The sequence below is a fragment of the Flavobacterium sp. GW823-FHT04A11 genome (assembly GCF_058796535.1).
Genome location: NZ_CM179503.1, coordinates 1191396 through 1211583, shown reverse-complemented (window position 1 = coordinate 1211583; position 20188 = coordinate 1191396). Strand labels below are relative to the sequence as shown.

Annotated in this window: 20 protein-coding genes; 6 read left to right on the top strand and 14 right to left on the bottom strand. The window is 30.7% G+C overall.

Annotation, left to right across the window (positions count from 1 at the left end):
* Positions 1–79 precede the first annotated feature (79 nt).
* Positions 80–1540, bottom strand: a complete 1461-nt coding sequence (locus AC3QL1_RS05280; RefSeq protein ID WP_492495724.1) for a DUF5687 family protein — start codon at positions 1538–1540, stop codon at positions 80–82.
* A gap of 126 nt (positions 1541–1666) precedes the next feature.
* On the opposite strand from AC3QL1_RS05280, the gene AC3QL1_RS05275 reads away from it, so the two are divergent.
* A complete protein-coding gene (locus AC3QL1_RS05275; protein ID WP_492495722.1) occupies positions 1667–2719 on the top strand; it encodes a 2Fe-2S iron-sulfur cluster-binding protein in 1053 nt (350 codons plus the stop codon).
* Between the two features lie 494 nt (positions 2720–3213).
* Positions 3214–3459 carry a hypothetical protein gene (locus AC3QL1_RS05270; RefSeq protein ID WP_492495720.1) on the top strand — a complete coding sequence of 82 codons (246 nt, stop codon included), beginning with the start codon at positions 3214–3216 and terminating at the stop codon, positions 3457–3459.
* A 94-nt stretch (positions 3460–3553) separates the two neighbouring features.
* On the opposite strand, the gene AC3QL1_RS05265 is transcribed toward AC3QL1_RS05270, so the two are convergent.
* From AC3QL1_RS05265 to AC3QL1_RS05255, 3 genes are all read right to left on the bottom strand, one after another.
* Positions 3554–3964, bottom strand: a complete 411-nt coding sequence (locus tag AC3QL1_RS05265; protein ID WP_492495719.1) for a helix-turn-helix domain-containing protein — start codon at positions 3962–3964, stop codon at positions 3554–3556.
* An 80-nt stretch (positions 3965–4044) separates the two neighbouring features.
* Entirely contained in the window at positions 4045–5052 is a 1008-nt protein-coding gene (locus tag AC3QL1_RS05260) for a glycosyltransferase family 9 protein (protein ID WP_492495717.1), read from the bottom strand.
* Positions 5053–5091: 39 nt separating this feature from the next.
* The gene (locus AC3QL1_RS05255; protein ID WP_492495716.1) at positions 5092–5697 is read right to left on the bottom strand and encodes a DUF4254 domain-containing protein; all 606 of its coding nucleotides are present in this window, start codon (positions 5695–5697) and stop codon (positions 5092–5094) included.
* Positions 5698–5807: 110 nt separating this feature from the next.
* Here AC3QL1_RS05255 and upp point away from each other — a divergent pair, with 110 nt between their 5' ends.
* Entirely contained in the window at positions 5808–6461 is a 654-nt protein-coding gene (upp, locus tag AC3QL1_RS05250; RefSeq protein WP_492495714.1) for a uracil phosphoribosyltransferase, read from the top strand.
* On the opposite strand, the gene AC3QL1_RS05245 is transcribed toward upp, so the two are convergent.
* Positions 6456–7385 carry a DUF6427 family protein gene (locus AC3QL1_RS05245; RefSeq protein WP_492495712.1) on the bottom strand — a complete coding sequence of 310 codons (930 nt, stop codon included), beginning with the start codon at positions 7383–7385 and terminating at the stop codon, positions 6456–6458. The two genes, upp and AC3QL1_RS05245, sit on opposite strands and share 6 nt — an antisense overlap.
* A gap of 139 nt (positions 7386–7524) precedes the next feature.
* Between AC3QL1_RS05245 and AC3QL1_RS05240 the strand changes: the two genes are divergently transcribed.
* On the top strand, positions 7525–7755 hold the full coding sequence (locus tag AC3QL1_RS05240; protein ID WP_041519835.1) for a DUF6341 family protein: 231 nt from the start codon (positions 7525–7527) through the stop codon (positions 7753–7755).
* Here AC3QL1_RS05240 and purD read toward each other — a convergent pair.
* Entirely contained in the window at positions 7747–9021 is a 1275-nt protein-coding gene (purD, locus tag AC3QL1_RS05235) for a phosphoribosylamine--glycine ligase (RefSeq protein WP_492495710.1), read from the bottom strand. The two genes, AC3QL1_RS05240 and purD, sit on opposite strands and share 9 nt — an antisense overlap.
* Positions 9022–9154: 133 nt before the next feature.
* On the opposite strand from purD, the gene AC3QL1_RS05230 reads away from it, so the two are divergent.
* Entirely contained in the window at positions 9155–10465 is a 1311-nt protein-coding gene (locus tag AC3QL1_RS05230) for a phenylacetate--CoA ligase family protein (protein WP_492495708.1), read from the top strand.
* Between the two features lie 41 nt (positions 10466–10506).
* Positions 10507–11037 carry an ORF6N domain-containing protein gene (locus AC3QL1_RS05225; RefSeq protein ID WP_492495706.1) on the top strand — a complete coding sequence of 177 codons (531 nt, stop codon included), beginning with the start codon at positions 10507–10509 and terminating at the stop codon, positions 11035–11037.
* 185 nt (positions 11038–11222) lie between these two features.
* On the opposite strand, the gene AC3QL1_RS05220 is transcribed toward AC3QL1_RS05225, so the two are convergent.
* The 8 genes from AC3QL1_RS05220 to AC3QL1_RS05185 form a co-directional block, all read right to left on the bottom strand.
* A complete protein-coding gene (locus tag AC3QL1_RS05220; protein WP_492495704.1) occupies positions 11223–11990 on the bottom strand; it encodes a glycosyltransferase family 2 protein in 768 nt (255 codons plus the stop codon).
* Entirely contained in the window at positions 11990–13357 is a 1368-nt protein-coding gene (locus AC3QL1_RS05215) for an undecaprenyl-phosphate glucose phosphotransferase (protein WP_492495702.1), read from the bottom strand. The genes AC3QL1_RS05220 and AC3QL1_RS05215 overlap by 1 nt, the downstream gene beginning before the upstream one ends.
* 74 nt (positions 13358–13431) lie before the next feature.
* The gene (locus AC3QL1_RS05210) at positions 13432–14415 is read right to left on the bottom strand and encodes a UDP-glucuronic acid decarboxylase family protein (protein WP_492495701.1); all 984 of its coding nucleotides are present in this window, start codon (positions 14413–14415) and stop codon (positions 13432–13434) included.
* Between the two features lie 147 nt (positions 14416–14562).
* A complete protein-coding gene (locus AC3QL1_RS05205; protein WP_492495700.1) occupies positions 14563–15312 on the bottom strand; it encodes a hypothetical protein in 750 nt (249 codons plus the stop codon).
* Positions 15313–15488: 176 nt separating this feature from the next.
* Positions 15489–16619, bottom strand: a complete 1131-nt coding sequence (locus tag AC3QL1_RS05200) for a glycosyltransferase (protein WP_492495698.1) — start codon at positions 16617–16619, stop codon at positions 15489–15491.
* On the bottom strand, positions 16600–17865 hold the full coding sequence (locus AC3QL1_RS05195) for an O-antigen ligase family protein (protein WP_492495696.1): 1266 nt from the start codon (positions 17863–17865) through the stop codon (positions 16600–16602). Before AC3QL1_RS05195 ends, AC3QL1_RS05200 begins: the two co-directional genes overlap by 20 nt.
* Positions 17862–18947 carry a glycosyltransferase family 4 protein gene (locus AC3QL1_RS05190; protein ID WP_492495694.1) on the bottom strand — a complete coding sequence of 362 codons (1086 nt, stop codon included), beginning with the start codon at positions 18945–18947 and terminating at the stop codon, positions 17862–17864. Before AC3QL1_RS05190 ends, AC3QL1_RS05195 begins: the two co-directional genes overlap by 4 nt.
* On the bottom strand, positions 18931–20172 hold the full coding sequence (locus AC3QL1_RS05185; protein ID WP_492495693.1) for an O-antigen ligase family protein: 1242 nt from the start codon (positions 20170–20172) through the stop codon (positions 18931–18933). The genes AC3QL1_RS05190 and AC3QL1_RS05185 overlap by 17 nt, the downstream gene beginning before the upstream one ends.
* Between the last annotated feature and the right edge of the window lie 16 nt (positions 20173–20188).

The window sequence follows — 20188 nt, the reverse complement described above, 5'->3', positions numbered from 1 at the left end:
AATTTTAGATTTTAGATTGTTGATTTTAGATTAAAGAATGATAAAATTATCTTATTATCAAATTGGCACATTCTCTAATTTAACTCTTTTGTTTATAAGCACTTATTGTACTGTATTTCTCGATTTTATATCTTTTTTCGATTAAGGAAAAAACACTGTTTCTTAAAACAAAACCCAGAATTCCTGCTCCTGCGACTAAAGCCAATCCGAGATTTTTATTTCCCAAATAAAGTCCGATGCCATATAAACCTAAAGGCAATAATAATTTTGGCAAAGTCAATAACATCGCGTTTACATTAAATGCTTTTTTATCTCCAAACGCGCCACTGGCGTTGCTTAAATCAATGGGCGTTTTTGTAAAGGCTCCGCCAAGAAGAACCAAATGAGAATTTACTCCTATATTATAAATCGCACCAACAACAATTGTGAGATAAATTTCCCATCCGTAAAAAAGATAAAATGATGCTAAAATCGTCGAGATAAAAGTAGCAATTACAACCAGCCACCATTTTGAAGTAATATATCCGCGATACGGAATATTTTGTGTCATCATCAATTGATAATACGAACTGTCCCAACTCGGTACAAATTGCCCGAAGACAAATAAAAATCCACCCGAAACAAATATTCCGGCAAAAATATGCATGATTGCAGGCTGATGAGAATTTCCAAAAAAGATCAATCCGTAAAACAAAAAGAAAAAGCTCATTATAAGCGTCGTTTTTGATCTTTTATTTCTTCGGATTAATTTAATGTCATTTTTAAGAAACGTTCCTAAAGTTCCAAATTGATTCAGCCAAACTAAATTTTCAGTTGTTGCAATGTCTTCTTTTTTAGAAAGTCCGGCATCTAAGAATAAGTTGTTTTTAAAATACTTAAATGTAAATTGATACAACGCAATTAAAATCAAAACAGGAATTAAAAACATACCTTTTTGCGCATAAAGTCCCTGAAAAAAAGGTGTCGAAAAAGCGGTAATGTCGAATAATTGATAATACTGCGCCGCGCCTAATACTAAAGCAATAGCAATAAAAACAATAAACAATTTGTCGATATTGCTCAAAATAATATTTAGAAAATTGTTGATATAAACCAATGAGAAAATCGCCAGAAGCCAAAATAAAATTCCAACAACATCATAACCTTCTAAAATTAAAACAATTGCAAAAGGAATGAAGAAAAGAGCATGAACCCAATTGAAAAATGACAATGCCGTTTTGCCCAATGAAAAATGAACGATTGTTGGTTTCTTAAAAGGTAAAACCAATAACGGTTTTATATTAAGAACCGGAATTGCCTGCATTAATAAACGAATCACTAAATCGAATAAAAAATAATAAATCAAAAATTTATTAACGGTTATTAAGGGTTCCAGATTCATTTCTTTAAGAAGATAAAATGTCCCGACGCCCATTGCAATAAAGAGGACTGAAAAATAGATCATTAAAAAACCGATCAAGATTTTCATGGCCAGATTTGCGCCAAAAGATGCCGATCTGGTAAAGGCTTTCCATTCGAGATAAATAAACTTTCTAATCATGGTTTTGGTTTTGAGTTTATAAGTGAGATACCAAATGTAAGAAAACGTTACAAAAAAAGTTAAAAATAATAATTTAGTGTCTGTCAATTAATCGCCGTTTGCTACTTTTGCATAAAATATTAAATCATGCCTTCATTTTTAAAACTTATAATTAAAGAGGTTAAACGTGAAACTGCCGATGCGGTTTCTGTGCTTTTTAATGTTCCTGAAGAACTAAAACCAGATTATAAATTTATTGCCGGACAATATATAAACTTAAAGTTAACTCTTGATAATCAAGAACTTCGTCGTGCATATTCTATTTGCTCTGCTCCGGAAAGCGGCGAATTAAGAATTGCCGTAAAAGCGGTAAAAAACGGGTTGTTTTCGCAATTTGCCAATACCAAACTTAAAGCCGGAGATGTTCTTGAAGTCGGTCAGCCGGAAGGAAAATTTACTTTTGAACCAGATGCCGAAAGACAAAAAAATTACGCAGCTTTTGTTGCCGGAAGCGGAATTACGCCTGTACTTTCTATTATAAAATCGATCTTAAAAAGTGAGCCAAAAAGCTCATTTGTATTAGTTTACGGAAACAGAACTCCAGAAGACACAATCTTTTACCAGGAATTACACGACTTGCAATTGCAATATGTAGGACGACTTTTTGTGCATTATGTTTTTAGTCAGGCTAAAGCCGAAAATGCATTGTTTGGCAGAATCGAAAAATCATCTGTAAATTTTGTATTAAACAATAAACACAAAGAATTGGAATTTGATAAATTCTATTTGTGTGGTCCTGAAGAAATGATCAATACCGTTTCTGCAGTTTTGAAAGAGAAAAATGTAAAAGATTCAGCTATTAAATTTGAACTTTTTACATCTTCATCTCAAGAACACGAAATAAAAGCTTCGTTAGAAGGACACACAAAAATCACGGTTTTAGTTGATGATGATGAAGTTACATTCGAAATGTCTCAAAAACAAACCATTCTTGATGCCGCTTTAAAACAAGGAATCGACGCTCCGTATTCTTGTCAGGGCGGAATTTGCAGCAGCTGTTTAGCACGTATTACAAGTGGCTCTGCAGAAATGACAAAAAATTCCATTTTAACAGATAGGGAAATTGCTTCAGGATTAGTTTTAACTTGTCAGGCGCATCCAACTTCAGAAACTATTTATGTAGATTTTGATGATGTTTAGTCTTTAAAATTCTAAAATAAACAAAATCCAAATTCCAATTTATACCGGAATTTGGATTTTTTTTTGTTTAATTACGTTATTCTAATCTTTGTCAAAGTTTAAAACTTTGACAAAAATAACTCCCGTTTACAGCGATAAAAATTTGAGAAGGACTTTAATTTAAAAAACACTCTGAATAATACATAAAAAAGCCTTCGGTTTTTTAAAGATTATTTAAAAACAATGCTTTAATTTTATTATATTAGTACTTTAAATTAAGCTTATTCACTCTTCTTTTTTTCTAAAAACAAGTTTTATAAAGCTATCTATAATTGTCAAACCGTTTTTAAACACTTAATATTATGGCAATGCATCATTATCTCCGTCTCACTTTTATACTGCTTTTTGTAGTAACTTCTTGTGTTTGCATTTACTTCATCATTAAAAAAAGAAGAAACAAAAAAGCCCCTAAACTAATTTCAGAAGAAAAGTATAGTGCTTCAAAAATTGGTGGAATGAAAGAAATATCAATCTCTAATGACAGTTTTTTTAATATTTGGCCGTATGTAAGTAAACTAAAAGCCGCCAAAATTTTATCAAAAAAAATTAAAGAATCTGAATTGGTCCATAAAGTTTACAGAAATTCAACTGAAGATTTTGAACACATTTTACTTTCTACTGAAAAAGAAAATCATTTTGTTAAGATCGTAGTGGATAGAAATAAAAAGAAAGCAATGGGATATCTTATTCTTGATTTATGATTTGTAAAAAAAATTCCAATTTGACAATTGGAATTTTTTTATTGGAGTTTTTTATTTCGAACCAGAAATGACAAAATAATGGAATAGTCCGAAATTATTTATTGATTAGTTTTTCAAGCCTTGCCATCATTTCATCTTTCTCCTTCAACATCCTTTCATACAAGGCAATCTTTTCTTCATGAAGTTTTTTTAATTCGTCCAATGGATTGATGTTGAATACAGGCTTAGCGTTCCCTATATAAGCATCTTTTTCAATATTAAACGTATTAGATATGATATTTACCGCTTGTTCCTCATCAAAATTCTGAAAAGCTTCTACAGGAATTTTTAATGCATGTGAGATTTGATCAAGTATATCATCGTCAATTACATCTTTTTGTTCCAGCATAGAAATTTTCTTCTGATTCCAGTCATTTCCCAAATCAAAAGCCAATGCTTCTTGTTTAATACCAAGCATTTCTCTGAAGCGTTTTACGTTTCTTCCTTGATGTATTTTCTGTTCCATAACGAATATCAATTTTCTAAAAACTCAAAGATAAAGCCATTTGAATTAAAAAGTCTGAAAAATTCAATAAAAGCTATAATTTACAAAGACATTTGGATCTTCTTTACAATTTCCTCTGGGGAAATACTTCTCATTGCATCTTCATAACCTTCCACAATTTTATTTCCGTAAACCGATGTTGGCAGTTTTGGATATTGATTTCGATTTGAAGTTAAAGCATTTTCTAAACTTTGGTTGAATGGCAAAAATCCTGCATAAGGATGTGTTGCGCCCCAAAGTGTAATGACTTTTACTCCTAACATGGCAGCAATATGAGCATTTCCGGAATCCATAGAAAGCATGACGTCAAGATTGCTTATTAATTGTAATTCCTGCTGAAACTTAATTTTTCCAGCCATATTGATTACATTTTCAAATGGTTTTGAAAGTGAATCCAGGATTTCGCTTTCTTTTTTTCCTCCACCAAAAAGCAAAATTTTATACGTTGAATTTTGTGCCAAAAGTGCGATAACTTCCGTCATTAAATCTATTGGATAAACTTTAGAATCATATTGTGCAAAAGGTGCAATACCAATTAATTTTTGATTTTGATCACCAATAATTTCTAAAATATCCGGGCTCAAATTTGCCTTTTCAGGAAATTCAGGATGAGATAAATCTACTGGAAAACCAATTTCTTCAAATACCTTTACATGCCTTTCGAACATCGTTGGCAATTGCTTAAAAATCTTGTTTTCTGATCTTGTTAATTCTTTTTTTCCTTCTCTTCCTTTATCAACTGTAGTTCTTTTTTTTCCGCTTAAAGCGAAAAGCAAACTCACAATTTTAGATCTTAAAACATTATGAAGATCTGCAAAAGCGTCAATTTTTAGTTTTTTGACATCCTGAAATAATCGTAAAAGTCCTGAAAAACCTTTGTGACGTTCTTTTTCATCAAAAGCAAAAAAATCAAGATTCGGAATTCCGTCAAAAAATGGTTTAAAAAACGGACGCGAAATTACAGTCAGTTTCACCTCCGGGTACTGTTTTACAAAAGCGCGTAAAACAGGAACCGTCATGGCGACATCTCCCATTGCGGAAAGTCTCATGACGGCTATATGCTTAATTTTATTGGACAATTCTGCCAATTATTTTTTATTTTGGTATAAAACCGGATTCAATTCATCGTCGTTGTACATTTTCATTTGTTTGTACACTTTCATGAATTTTTCTCCACTTTCGATATCTGCCAGCAAATCGTCAATCGCTGTTGACAAGTCAGTTCTTTGCTCCAAAAGGATATTTAATTTTTCCTGACATTTATCTCTGTGTTCCTGAGAAGCTTCTGCACGAGTTGCTTCTTCCTGCATGTGATAAATTTTTAAAGCCAAAATAGACAATCTGTCAAAAGCCCAGGCCGGACTTTCAGAATTGATTTTTGCGCCATCTTTTGCTTTTACATCGCTGTATTTCTGTAAAAAATAACTATCGATATATTCCACCATATCAGTACGTTCCTGGTTTGAAGCATCAATTCTTCTTTTTAAAGTTAATGCAGCAACCGGATCAATTTGCGGATCACGAATAATATCTTCAAAATGCCATTGAACAGTATCAATCCAGTTTTTTAAATATAATAAATGTTCGAATTTATCTTTTGGATATGGATTGTTTATCGGTTGATCAACGTTATCAAACTGGTGATAATCTTTAATGCTTTGTTCGAAAACAGAATATGCTAATTTTGAAAACATGTCTTTATTTTTTAGAGTAACAAAGATACTTTTTATACTTTTATAGTCCGAAAAAAAGTAGAAATTTTTCGTTTTTGTTAGGATTGTAATTATAATTTTAAATATTCATCATGAAAATTCATTATATCTCTGAAAATAATAGCGTGCTAAATCATTTTTTAGGTCAAATCAGAAACACAAATGTTCAGAACGACAGTATGCGTTTTCGAAGAAATATTGAAAGAATTGGCGAAATTATGGCTTATGAATTAAGCAAGGATTTGTCGTATAAAAATGTAGAAATTCAAACGCCGCTTGGCATTAAAAAAACGACTCAAATAAGTGACGATTTGGTTTTATGTTCGATCTTAAGAGCCGGATTACCGCTTCATAACGGCTTTTTGAATTATTTTGATCATGCTGAAAACAGCTTTGTTTCGGCTTGCAGATACCATCCAAATAATGATCATGAATTTGAAATTCGGGTTGAATATCAAGCCGTTTCAGATATTAATAACAAAACCGTTTTACTTCTGGATCCAATGTTGGCAACCGGACAATCTATAGTTGCCGTTCATGAAAAACTGGTTCAGAATGCTACTCCAAACGAAATTCATATCGTCGTAGTTATTGCAGCTCCGGAAGGAGTGGCTTATCTGGAGAAAAACCTGCCTGAAAATTGTCATTTATGGATTGCTTCTCTGGATGAAAAACTAAATGATAAAAATTACATTGTTCCCGGACTTGGTGATGCCGGTGATCTTGCGTACGGAAGTAAACTATAATTGTGTAAAAAAAGTAAATAAACTACACGCAATCAAAGTATAAAATACCACTTCGCTGTTTAATTTTTGCTGTACATATTCTACATAACTTGCTGCCATCATGGTTAAAGGTGCGATGCTAAACAGCAATAAATCGTTGCTTTTATCTGGCGAAATAATGTAAACAAAAGCCGCTATAAAAAAGCACGCTATAATTTTTTTGTATGACGAATGAACAATTTGAGGCCTGTTTGAAAAAGTCATTAACATCGAAACCACAAAAAATAAAGCGACAGCAACATATATTGAAAGAGCTCCGTTTTCGTAATTATTTTTAAAATAATCAATGTTGAAATTGACAACAGCGCGTTTTTCAAAAAAGCCAATAGCATCAATATGGAAGATTAAAGAGATCAATAAAAAAATTACAGCAACCGCCATAAGTGCTATAAATGGCAAAACCCAGTTTCTATAATCGCGTGAAACGTGGAAAATAATCGAGATAAAAACCAATATCAGGAAAAGAATACACCAAAATTGAAATAAAGAAGCTATTAAAATCCAAAAAGAAGCATCAAATATTTTCTCTTTTGAAGCTTTTAATGACTGCAAAGAAATCAGCCTTCGAAGCGCCAGCAAAATAAAAAAATTGGCATATATTACATTTGCATTATTGAATATTGTGGGGAAAAACAGCAGAAACAATAAGTAAAAAAATATCGCGTAACCATTGTCTTTACTGAGTCCGTTCTTTTTTACGATGAAATTTATCAGAAAAAAAGACGCAAATAAAAAGCATAATAAGCTCATCTTTTGAAACGCCAAAAATGAAGAACTCATCCATGAAGGTTCCTGAAATTCAAACAGAAAAAAGAAAACCAGTATTAAAATTACGACCAATGAATAATTTAATGGCGTAGATTTTCTAAAAACACTTGTTATCATAAGGATATTTTATACTTTTGTGATTGTAAATATAATACTTGTTTAAAAAGGAAAACCAACAAGTTGAAAAAAGATTCTATAATCTGAATTTGTTTTCAATGCGTTACACAACAATAAATAACATATAATTTTATAAATTATGACAGCTTTTTTTGAAGGAATACAATACTTATTCGTTAACATTTTATTTGCTCCACTTGACTTTTTACGTCACTTAGAACTTATTACATGGTTTGGTGCAAATACAATTAACTGGATTTTTATGATCATCTGCGCATGCGCAATCGTTTATTGGATTAAACAATTACGCATTTTTGATGACGCCGGAACAGAAAATCAAGATACTACTGCTCACTCTTTTTTAAAGTAAGTCGAAGCCAATATCTTTTCTAAAATACATCTTATCAAAATTTAGTTTATCTATATTTTGGTAAGATTTTTTTATGGCCTGTTGAAAATCGTCCCCATAAGAGGTAATTGTTAATACACGTCCTCCATTACTAACGACATTTTCGCCATCTAATTTTGTTCCCGCGTGAAAAACTATAGAATCTGTAATATTTTCTAATCCGGTAATCACTTTTCCTTTTTCAAAATCCTCAGGATATCCGCCGGAAACTACCATAATTGTAGTCGCGCTTCTTGGATCAACTTTTAATTCGAAAGTATCTAATTCCTGATTTGCAACTGATAAGAATAATTCAACCAAATCAGATTCTAATCTTGGCACTACAACTTCAGTTTCGGGATCACCCATTCTTACATTGTATTCAATAACTATTGGTTCATTTTTTACATTGATTAAACCAATAAATACAAAACCTTTATATTCGATTCCGTCTTTCTGGAAACCTTCGATTGTTGGTTTTACGATACGTGTTTCAATTTTTTCCATCAAAACAGCATCTACGTAAGGAACTGGAGAAACTGCTCCCATTCCGCCTGTGTTTAATCCTGTATCGCCTTCGCCAATTCTTTTGTAATCTTTTGCTGTTGGAAGAATTTTATAACTTTTTCCATCCGTTAAAACGAAACAGCTCAATTCTATTCCGTCCAAAAATTCTTCGATCACTACTTTTGAACTCGCAGCTCCAAATTTTTCATGAACCAACATGTTTCTCAATTCTGTTTTTGCTTCTTCCAGATCCTGAATAATCAAAACTCCTTTTCCGGCAGCTAAACCGTCTGCTTTTAAAACGTATGGAGCTTGTAATGTTTCTAAGAAATCACATCCTTTTTCTACAGTTTCGGCAGTAAAACTGTCGTAAGCAGCAGTTGGAATGTTGTGTTTCATCAGGAATTCTTTAGCAAACTCTTTACTTCCTTCAAGTTGAGCGCCTAATTTTGATGGTCCGATAACCGGAATATGCTGTAAACTTTCGTCATTTTTAAAATAATCGTAAATCCCTTTTACCAAAGGATCTTCTGGTCCAACAACCACCATTTTTACATTTTCCTGCAATACAAATGTTTTAATTGCATCAAAATCGGTTGGAGACATTGCAACGTTTGTAGCAATTGCAGCCGTTCCCGCATTTCCTGGTGCAACAAAAAGTTTTTCGCAAAGCGGACTCTGAATCATTTTCCACGCAAAAGCATGTTCTCTTCCGCCTGATCCCAATAGTAAAATTGTCATGTTATAGTTGTATTTAGTTGTGGTGCAAAAATAATTGCTTTTGTACGTAAAAAATAATTAAATCTTAAAAAGTTCGTGATTCTTCTCTGTTACTAACGGGATAATATTATTTTTGGTGAAAATTTAGTCTCAAATGATTTCACTTTTTGATCTTTCCTTAAAATTAAATGGCTTTCCAATAAAGGAAGCGAAAACTGAATTGAGTAAAATCGTGAATTTATCTGAAGAAGAATACTCCGTTTTCCTTAAAACTAAAAAAAAAGAAATTGTTGATTTTCATTTAAAGAATAATTCATTTTATCAGGAATTAGTCGGAAATAAAACAGATGTGAAATGGGAAGATTTGCCAATTCTAAATAAACAAAATCTTCAAAAACCTTTAGAACAAAGACTCTCGAAAGGCTATACTTTAAAAAATATTTACCTCAACAAAACATCCGGATCAAGCGGAACTCCTTTTGTTTTTGCGAAAGATAAATATTCCCATGCTTTAACCTGGGCATCGAATATTATGCGTTTTGGCTGGTTTGGGATTGATTTTAATCATTCATATCAGGCACGTTTTTATGGTATTCCGATGGATTTTATTGGATATCAAAAAGAACGTTTTAAGGATTTTTTGAGCGGACGTTTTCGTTTTCCGGTTTTTGATTTATCTGATGAAATTCTGGAAAAATTCCTCAAGAAATTTAAAACGAAAAAATTCGATTATATCAATGGATATACGAGTTCGATTGTTTTATTTGCCAAATATTTAGAAAAGAAAAATATCATATTAAAAGAAGTTTGCCCAAACTTCAAAGCCTGTTTTGTTACTTCAGAAATGCTTTTCGAATCGGATAAAAAGCTTTTGGAAAAACAATTCGCAATTCCGATTATCAACGAATATGGCGCATCAGAACTTGATTTGATTGCTTTTGAAAATCCAAATGGAGAATGGCAGGTTAACGCTGAAACCCTTTTTGTTGAAATTTTAGACGAAAATAATAACGTTCTCCCTTACGGAGAAGAAGGCCGAATCGTGATTACTTCTTTATTTAATAAAGCAAATCCTTTTATAAGATATGAAATTGGCGATATTGGAATTTTAGACGAAAAAAGTACGCCTCAAAAGCCAATTCTCAAAAAACTAATTGGCAGAACTAATGATGTTGCCATTTTACCAAGCGGAAAAAAATCACCTGGATTGACCTTTTATTATGTTACCAAAAGCATAATTGAAGATGACGGAAATGTCAAAGAATTTATCATCAAACAAACGCAATTAGACACTTTTGAAATCGAATATGTTTCTGAAAAAGAATTAGTTTCAGATCAAATTCAGAAAATAGAAGCCGCAATTGCATTGTATCTTGAACCCAATTTAAATTTCAGCTTTACTCGAAAAACAGTCTTAGAAAGAACCAATCGCGGGAAATTAAAACAGTTTAAATCGTATTTGTAAATATAAATAAAATCTTACATTTGTTTTTTATTTAAAAACTCATGGACGATCAATCTTTACTTTCTGAAGAAACAATTTCAAACAAAATATATTTTATCCGCGGTCAAAAAGTGATGCTTGATAGCGATTTAGCTTTGCTTTATGGAATAGAAACGAAAGTATTAAAACAAGCCGTTAAAAGAAATTTATCCCGATTTCCGGAAGATTTCATGTTTGAACTTACTAAACTAGAGCATAATTCTTCAAGGTCACAAATTGTGACCTTGAAGAATGGTAGAGGATCGAACTTAAAATATCTGCCTTTCGCTTTCACAGAACATGGAGTTCTTATGTTATCAAGCGTTCTGAAAAGCGATAAAGCAATTCAAACCAATATTCAAATCATGCGTATTTTCACGAAAGTGAGACAAATGCTTTTGGATACAACAGAAATTAAAGTTGATATTCTGCAGATTCAGAAGAAGTTAGAAAATCATGATAAAAATATTGAATTGGTTTTTTCTTATTTAGATGAATTGACAGAGAAAAAGGAAGATGAAAGCGAAAGAGTTAAAATTGGATATAAAAAATAATAATCGTTTAAGGTCACAAATTGTGACCTTAGAAACTTGAGGTCACAATTTGTGACTTCAAGTTTTAAGAAGATATTGTGTTTGACTGAATAATCAGATTTTGAAAATTGGAGGTCACAAATTGTGACCTCCAATTTTGAACGAGATTCTTTAAGGTCGCAAATTGCGACCTTAAAGATTGAGAATTATTTGTTCTTTATATATTTTGGTTTTATAATCAACTGAGTATATAAAAATCGGATCATTAAGAAAACAGAACTCACGAAATTAAAACCGTGAAAATCTCTATAAACGCCAAAATTGTGTTTGATCAATTTGAATTTTGAGGACGAAATAGAATCTTTTCTTATTCTGTAAAAAGCTAAAGGTTCAGGAACTGGTTTTGTTTTTTTGATTTTTTTTAAGATTGTAAGCCACAATCGCCAGTCTTGTCTTTTTTGTGTGGCTTCTAAAGTAATTTTTCCAAAAAAATCTGCATCGTAAATGGCGGTTAAATTGCCAACATAATTGCAGAAAAATAATTGATTATAAGTTAAGTTAACTGGTGCTTCTACTCGCCTGTTTAAATTATTTCCTTCTTCATCAATACAATCATAAAAGCTGAATGTGAATGGTAAATTGTTTGTTTTTAAAAACGTAATCTGCTTTTCTAATTTCATCGGAAACCATAAATCATCGGCATCTAAATACGCAATATATTTTCCAGTGGCTTTTTCTAAAGCTACATTTCTTGCAAAACCATTTCCGGAATTTTTAGATAATTCGGTTAATTTTATGCGATTATCATTCTCTGCAAATTCCTTAATAATGAAAAGTGTTTGATCCGTTGACGCATCATCAACCAAAATCATTTCCCAATTTTGATAACTTTGATTTTGTACAGATTCTATTGTTGCACGAATGTATTTTTCGGCATTAAAAGTTGGCGTTATAATCGAAACTAATTCATTCATTAATATGCTTTTTTATCGCCTTTAAAAATATTGATTACTGTTTGAAAAATTATTTTCAAATCTAAAATAAGAGACCAGTTTTCGATATAAAAAACATCAAATTTTATTCGGTTTATCATGTCTCTTTCCGCTGTGATTTCGCCTCTAAAACCGCTTACCTGGGCTAAACCTGTGATTCCTGGTTTAACACAGTGACGAATCATGTATTTTTTTACCTTGTTTCCGTATTCTTTGTTTTGTGACCAAAGATGCGGCCTTGGGCCAACAACTGACATCTCTCCCATCAAAACATTGATAAACTGTGGGAGTTCGTCAATACTCGTTTTTCGCATAAACCTGCCTATGGATGTAACACGCGGATCGTTTTTTGATGCTTCCTGTTCTGTGGTGGTATTAATTCGCATAGAGCGAAATTTATAGCACATAAATTCATTTTCACCAAATCCCGGTCTTCCCTGCGTAAAAAAAACAGGCCCTTTAGATTCTAATTTTATCAAAACAGCCAACAATGGAACTAGCCACGATAATACAAAAACTATTATTAAAATGGAGAAAACTATATCAAAAGAGCGTTTCAATATTTGTATTGCCGGTTCATTAAGCATGGTTTGCTTTAATGAAAGTACCGGAAAAAAATCGTAATAATCTATTTTTAAATTCTTCGAAAAAATCTCTTTTGTGTCTGGAATAAATTTTATAGTTTTTTTATTCTCGTCAGCAAACTCAATCAAATCTTTTAAGTAACTATTTGAAACTTCGTTCAGGGAACAATAAATTTCATCTACGGCATTTTCAATTACAAAAGGTTTAAGGTCTGATAATTTTCCTGTAATACCTTCACTTGTTCGTTTGTCTGAAAAATATCCGAGAAAACGATATCCGTAATCTTTTCTGTTTTCAAAAAGATTTTTTAAACGAATTGCTTCCGGAGTAAATCCAATGATAACAGCATTTCTATAGTTGCTGCCTGTTGTTATTCTATATTTTTTTAAATAAAAAAACAAAGAGAATTTAAAAATAGCTACAAATATAATTACAAGCGAAATAAATTGTATAATTGATGATTCCCGAAAAACTGTCATTCTCGAAAAAGGGAAAAAAGCTATCACAACCAGAAGAAACAAAATTCCTTGTCTAAGTATTTTTGACGCAATTTCTATTGGAGTCGTAAAACGATAAACATCATAAAACTGAATTGAAAAAGCTAATAAACCCCAACCAATATATTGGTACAAAATAAAAAACAGGATTTTTGCAACAAGTCCTTTAAACACAAAAAAGCTCACTGCAGTAATTACTGTAAGGTCGATTAATATACTAATTGGCCTGATATATTTTGAGTATCTTCCTGTTTGAATTACTGTCATTTTAGTTGCTGTAAAAAATCATTTTACTATCCTGATTTAAAATAGCTTTATGAATTACTTTTTCCTATGGTATTTTATTTTATGTAACTCGAAAAATCTTTATGCTCTTCTTTTGAAAGTTCTTCTTTTGAAAGTGATCTAAAATAATCGTATGTAATTTTCATTCCTTCAGAACGACTCACTTTTGCTTCCCAACCCAATAATTCCTTTGCTTTGGTTGTATCCGGCTGACGTTGCAACGGATCGTTTATTGGCAAAGGATGATACACCACTTTCTGATTTGTCCCTGTAAGTTTTATGATTTCTTCGGCAAAATCCTTAATTGTGATTTCATCCGGATTTCCAATATTTACAGGATACACATAATTAGAATGTAATAACCTGAAAATACCTTCAACCTGATCATCAACGTAACAGAAAGAACGGGTTTGCATTCCGTCTCCAAAAATAGTTAAATCTTCACCACGAAGTGCCTGACCAATAAATGCAGGAATTACACGTCCGTCGTTTAGTCGCATTCTTGGACCGTAGGTATTAAAAATACGCACGATTCTGGTTTCTACACCATGAAAAGTATGATATGCCATTGTTATGGATTCCTGAAAACGTTTTGCTTCGTCATAAACGCCACGCGGACCTATTGTATTTACGTTTCCGTAGTATTCTTCTGTTTGTGGGTGAACTAATGGATCTCCGTAAACTTCAGAAGTTGAAGCGATCAAAATTCTTGCTTTTTTAACTCGGGCTAAACCCAACAAATTATGTGTCCCTAAAGATCCCACTTTTAAAGTCTGAATAGGAATTTTTAAATAATCAATTGGACTTGCCGGCGAAGCAAAATGTAATATATAGTCTAAATCACCCGGAACATGAACAAATTTAGTGATGTCATGATGGTAAAATTCAAAGTGTTCTAACTTGAATAAATGCTCAATGTTTTTTAGATCGCCGGTTATCAAATTATCCATACCAATAACATAATAACCTTCTTTGATAAATCGATCGCATAAGTGTGATCCTAAAAAACCCGCTGCTCCGGTAATAAGTATTCTTTTCATAATGGTTATTTATACATCGCAAATGTAACTGATTTGAAAATTATAAAAACAATTCTAAAAAAAAACTGTCTAAAATTAATTAGACAGTTTTATAACACTTTAAAAACAAATTATTGTCCTTTTGTTAACATTATTGTTTTGTTAGAATTACTTTTTACTCTTAATTTTTGCTTCTAAAGCTTCAATCTTTTTGTTTTGTTCAATCAAATAAAGTGTAAGCTCCTCGATTTTTTCTTGCTGAATTCTAATCATATCTGCTACATTAATTCCGTCTTCCTGTACTTGTTTCGCAGAAGGAACGTTTGGTAAATGTTTATTGTTAAATATGAAAGTTTCTACTTCAGATAAAGGCATTAATTTATAATTATCCAAGAATACATAATCTGCCCAAGTGCCATTTGCACTTAAACTAACACGCACCTCATCTGTTAAAATACCTCCTCTTACAAAAAGTTTATAGTTTTGGTATAGAGAATTTGTTGGAAATGTTGCTACATCAATTCCTACTTTTCCAGCACCACTAATCTTCATCCTTTCTGTACTATTAGTATAAAAATTAACTCCATTCCAACCAGATAATGAAATTGTTGGTGATGAACTAGTATTATCAAATCTACCGAAAGTCATCCCATACGTAGCAATTGACATATTATTTGTTTGTGAATTTGAAAAACTATCAGATGTTGTAAATCCAATTTTACGAGTCACATTTGGCGGGTTTATCAGGTTTATATTTCCATCAATTGTTAATTTTTCGTTTGGGTCAGTAACAGCAATTCCAATGTTGCTTGTTGTACTGGAATTTGTTGTAGCGTATGTTATACCATAAGGTGTATAAATTTGGGAAAAACTTATTGCTGAAATTGAAAGTGTTAACAATAAAAATATTTTTTTCATGCTGAAAGGTTATAAGGTTAATCTTGTAAAAATATATTTTTTTTTCTTCTAATAGATTTATTTAATAAAAACATTTAACCTAAAATTTAACAATATTTTAAAATGTTGCCTAAAACTCCTGTTTAGTAAATTGTGCATCTTTTTGAAGAATTCGAAGGAAGTATTTATATGGTTTTTTAAAATTTATCTTTATCAAAAAGAGCTATATGTTCCTTAAATTTATTTTCAACAAAAGTTTTAATTTCAATTTCAAATCGTTGCTTCGAAAATTTAGTCGCATGTTCTCGTATTTTTTTTGGATCAAATTCTAATTTTTCAAAAGCACTTATAGCTTCTTTTAATTTTTGAATCGATTGTTCTTCAAAAAAAACACCTGTCTGATTTTCAAGAACAGTTTCTAAAGCTCCGCCTTTTCCAAAAGCAATAACAGGAGTTCCACAAGCTTGTGCTTCAACGGGAATTATTCCGAAATCTTCTTCGGCTGCAAAAACAAATGCTTTTGCTTTTTGTAATAAATTTTTAAGCTTTTCATAATTAACAAAACCAACAAATTCAATATTACTATTTGCTGTTTTTTTTAATTTTTGAAATTCTGGTCCATCGCCTCCAACAATTAGTTTTAAATGAGGTAGTTCATTAAATGTTTCTACAATTAACTGAACTTTTTTATAGGAAACTAAACGTGAGGATGTAAAATAATAATCCTCTTTTTGTTCTTCTAACTGAAAAAAATCAACATCAACCGGAGGATAAATTAGAGTTGATTCTCTATTATAAATTCGCTTTATTCTTTGGGCGACATAATTAGAATTGGCAATAAAAAAATCAACATTTTCAGAGTTTTCAATATCCCATTTTTTAATTTTGTTTAAAACATATTTAGCGTACAAGCCTTTTAAACCTTTATTTAATCCTGCATCCTGTAAATATTGTTCTTGCAAATCCCACACATAACGCATAGGCGAATGACAATAGCAAATATGTAATTGTTTTTTGTTTCTTCGAATTCCTTTTGCTACAGAAGATGAGGAACTGATTATTAAATCATATCTACTTAAATCAAACTGTTCAATCGCTAATGGAAATAATTGCAAAAATTTACGATGGTTTTGCTTTGCTGTAGGCAATTTTTGAATGAAACTTGTTTGTGCTTTTTTTCCATTAAGTATAAAATTTCGATCATCATCATTTAAAAAATCAATCAATGCAAAATGATCAAAATCATCCCAAATGGAGTTAAGAGAATGAATTACCTTTTCGGCACCTCCATTTACATAATACCAATCGTTAATTAGTGCTTTTTTCATTTAAATTGTTGTATTGAAAAAAAAGTAAGGAATTAAAAAAACTAAAAAAAATAACACCATCGTGCCTGCTTAAAATATTTTCAAAACAAAAATTTAGAAAAATAAAAGAAATAAATGAGATATAAATACCTGATTTTTTGTTAACCGCTTTTCTTATAAAATAAAAATTAGAGAGCAAAAACAAAATAAGTCCAATAATTCCTGCTGACAAAATTATGTTTAAATACTCATTGTGCGAATTATAGTTGGTTACCTTATATGTATCAGTATTAGTAAAAGTATTATCATAACAAGATTGCAATTCGGCATCTACATCGCCAACACCATAACCAAAAAAAGGCTCTTGTTTTAGGGTTTCATAGCTGCAAAAATAAATTCCGTTCCTAATTTGCTCGTTACTTATATTGGGATAATTATCTTCGTATTTCCCTTCAGGAAAAGAGAAGTCATAATTTTTTAATTTACCAAATCTTTCGCCAATTCGATCCAACTTTAAAACTAAAACTGCACTTAAAACAACTAATAAAATGGCAGCGAAAACCATTTGTTTTATATTTTTAAAAAGGCAAAAAAAGCAAACTATTATAGTTGCCAAAAAAGGCATTCTGGAACCAATAACATATTGCCAATAAAAAAAATAACCAATAATAATCAACATCAGAAAAATTGTAAAATACTTTTTTTCTGACCAAATTTCATTTTTAATTTTATATATAAGAAGTACAATTGCAAAACCTACCCACATTGCCAAATAAGTTCCATGTACTTTTGTTTTTATTTCAATAAGCTGTCTAAAATCCCAAAATTTAACGCTGGAAACATATAATTCCTGAAACAAAACAATATTCAAGTAGATAAGTGCGAGCAATATTGCGCCACAATAAACACTGGTTATTTTATTGAAACGATCAATATTTATAATTTTTTTTTCATTGAATAAAAAAATAGCCGGAAATAAAATAGTGGGTAAAAGCCTTATTATAAATTTAATTCCCCTCTGAATATCTTTTGTATAAAGTAAAGAAAAAATGAAAATTAAAAATAATGATGAAAATAAAACCAATTGAATTGTTTTTTCTTTTGTCCAGAAATTTTTACCCTCAACAATAAAATAAAGAAGTGAAAATAGAAATCCGCTAAACATTAAAACACTTTCTACTCCCATTGGTAAAACAGGAAAAAGTGCTATTGCTAATAGAAAAAAGTATAAAACGGAAGAATTATATTTTAAAATAAATTGTTTCATTTTAATTCTTTTAATGCTTTTAAATGTTCTTCTACTGATTCTTCCCAGGTAAATTTTTCTAACTGTTTTTCGCCTTGGGTCAATAAAAATTCATCCCTCGGCGAATCTTCAATATTATTTTTGATTATTTCTGCAAGTTCTAAATAATTATTTGGATCAAAATAAAGAACTGCTTCACCACCTACTTCGGGTAAACTTGCTGCATTTGAACTTATTACTTTTGTTTGAGAAGCAAGTGCTTCTAAAATTGGTAATCCAAAACCTTCATACAAAGACGGAAAAACAAATAATCTTGCTTCGTGATAGATTTTTGGAATTTCAGAATCTTCAATATAACCTGTAAATGTAATATGTTTCTGCAAATTATTACTGATTATAAAATTTTGGATTTGGTTATCTTCTGTTAGAAAACCATCTTTTTTTCCAACAAGAGCCAATGGATATTTTAGTCTAAATTCTTCAGAAAAACTTGCATATGCTTTTAATAAAACAATCAGATTTTTATGTGGTTTTATATTTCCAACATACAAAATGTAATTTTCAGGCAGTTTTAAATTGCTTTGTTTTTTCGAATTCCTGAATAGCAATTTATTTACTCCACAATAAACCACTTTTAATTTTTCAGATTTTACAGCAGTATATTTTAAAATTTCAGATTTTGAAAATTCTGAAACTGTAAATATCATTTTGGATTTTCTGACTGCATTTTGAAATAAAATTTTAGCGTAATTTTTCTTTAGATAAGAAATTGAAGCATTATTACTCAAATGATAAACGTCATGAATTGTTGTTACAATTTTATTTGCTTTGACAGAAAAGATTGGTGCGTTAAAATGTGGACACCACAATATATCACATTTTGGAACTACAAACGGATATTGAATTTGTTCCTTTATGGAATAAATATCCGCATTAAATTCTATTATTTCAACGTTTTTACTCCAATCAAAAAGTTGAATTTCTGCAGTATTTCCTAGAACAGAAACCTCATCAAATGCATTCAAAATTCCCGGAATTATATTTTTTAAATATGTCCCAATTCCAGACGAATTTATCAACCGAATATCAATTACTAATTTCATCTATATAATTATTTCTGTAGGCCAAGATAATAGCCAATAATACCCATGGATATAAAAAGTAAATTTGTACTCCAAAACAGTAAATCAATAAAAAACCCAAAACCAAAACTATTCCTTTATTAAATGTTTTTATTTCCTGACATAAACCGTAAATAATAAACATAAAAAAGAAAAAACCAACAAATCCCATTTCTACAATAATATCTATAATTCCACCAAAACCATGTGCGTCAATGTCAATGGATTCTTTTGGCGGTTTTGGGAAAATAGATCTGTATTCTGCATTATTTCTTAATAAGGGATAATTTCCCATTCCTATTCCTAAAAACGGATGATCTTCGACCATTTTAGGCACAATATAAACTCCTGAAACTCTTCCTAAAATTAAATTAATATCTGTTGGGCGTTCCTTAATAGATAGTTTTATTCTGTTAAACTCATTAAAATACATATAACTAACGTTAATGAAGAGAAAATAAAATCCAATTGAGAAAACAAGGATTAAAGGAATTACAAATGCCCGTAATTTGTTTTTTAAAATTTCGAAATTATATAATGCAATCCAAACCACAACAAATAAAATTCCGGCTTTAGATCTGGCACAAAAAGCAATGATTATAAATAAAAATATTTGTTTAAAAAGCCTTTGACGTGTGTTTTCCTGAAAAAAGGTAAGTATAAAAATAAAAGACAACATTAACCCAAAAGGCCCTCCTTCATTATAAAGTCCGCGTAATCTATTTGTGTCGTAAATAATAATACTTTGCTGTGCAGGCAATAAGCCAAATTTAACGATTAAAAAAATCAAAAAGAAAAAAGCCGTAATAGCAACATTCCAATTCACTAAATAGTCAAGGATTTTTTTTGATTCCTGGGGATTTTTTTTGAATAATCGAAAGCTTAAAACGCATAAACTTATGCAGGCAATTAACTCAAAATATCGACCAACAGTTATAATATATGGCGCTTTAAATTTTGATGGTCCGAGAATTTCAAAATGGTGTGTTGATGTAATCAAAAGACCCAAAATGGCTTCAATGGTAAAAAAAATAAGAAAATAGAATATAAATTTATTGATCGGTTTTATAAAAAGAAAAGGTGCAATAGCTAATAATAAAATCTCTGAAATTTTTACAAATCCTAACTTGACATCAGGCGTTTGAATACAAAATGTAATCAAACAGACTGTCAAAATCAATTTAAGATTATTGGTATTTATTTTCACTTTTACTAAAATCGAT

Coding starts and splice junctions, on each gene's coding strand:
- AC3QL1_RS05280 (WP_492495724.1), bottom strand. CDS start 1,540: ATGATTAGAAAGTTTATTTATCTCGAATGGAAAGCCTTTACCAGATCG.
- AC3QL1_RS05275 (WP_492495722.1), top strand. CDS start 1,667: ATGCCTTCATTTTTAAAACTTATAATTAAAGAGGTTAAACGTGAAACT.
- AC3QL1_RS05270 (WP_492495720.1), top strand. CDS start 3,214: ATGAAAGAAATATCAATCTCTAATGACAGTTTTTTTAATATTTGGCCG.
- AC3QL1_RS05265 (WP_492495719.1), bottom strand. CDS start 3,964: ATGGAACAGAAAATACATCAAGGAAGAAACGTAAAACGCTTCAGAGAA.
- AC3QL1_RS05260 (WP_492495717.1), bottom strand. CDS start 5,052: ATGAGACTTTCCGCAATGGGAGATGTCGCCATGACGGTTCCTGTTTTA.
- AC3QL1_RS05255 (WP_492495716.1), bottom strand. CDS start 5,697: ATGTTTTCAAAATTAGCATATTCTGTTTTCGAACAAAGCATTAAAGAT.
- upp (WP_492495714.1), top strand. CDS start 5,808: ATGAAAATTCATTATATCTCTGAAAATAATAGCGTGCTAAATCATTTT.
- AC3QL1_RS05245 (WP_492495712.1), bottom strand. CDS start 7,385: ATGATAACAAGTGTTTTTAGAAAATCTACGCCATTAAATTATTCATTG.
- AC3QL1_RS05240 (WP_041519835.1), top strand. CDS start 7,525: ATGACAGCTTTTTTTGAAGGAATACAATACTTATTCGTTAACATTTTA.
- purD (WP_492495710.1), bottom strand. CDS start 9,021: ATGACAATTTTACTATTGGGATCAGGCGGAAGAGAACATGCTTTTGCG.
- AC3QL1_RS05230 (WP_492495708.1), top strand. CDS start 9,155: ATGATTTCACTTTTTGATCTTTCCTTAAAATTAAATGGCTTTCCAATA.
- AC3QL1_RS05225 (WP_492495706.1), top strand. CDS start 10,507: ATGGACGATCAATCTTTACTTTCTGAAGAAACAATTTCAAACAAAATA.
- AC3QL1_RS05220 (WP_492495704.1), bottom strand. CDS start 11,990: ATGAATGAATTAGTTTCGATTATAACGCCAACTTTTAATGCCGAAAAA.
- AC3QL1_RS05215 (WP_492495702.1), bottom strand. CDS start 13,357: ATGACAGTAATTCAAACAGGAAGATACTCAAAATATATCAGGCCAATT.
- AC3QL1_RS05210 (WP_492495701.1), bottom strand. CDS start 14,415: ATGAAAAGAATACTTATTACCGGAGCAGCGGGTTTTTTAGGATCACAC.
- AC3QL1_RS05205 (WP_492495700.1), bottom strand. CDS start 15,312: ATGAAAAAAATATTTTTATTGTTAACACTTTCAATTTCAGCAATAAGT.
- AC3QL1_RS05200 (WP_492495698.1), bottom strand. CDS start 16,619: ATGAAAAAAGCACTAATTAACGATTGGTATTATGTAAATGGAGGTGCC.
- AC3QL1_RS05195 (WP_492495696.1), bottom strand. CDS start 17,865: ATGAAACAATTTATTTTAAAATATAATTCTTCCGTTTTATACTTTTTT.
- AC3QL1_RS05190 (WP_492495694.1), bottom strand. CDS start 18,947: ATGAAATTAGTAATTGATATTCGGTTGATAAATTCGTCTGGAATTGGG.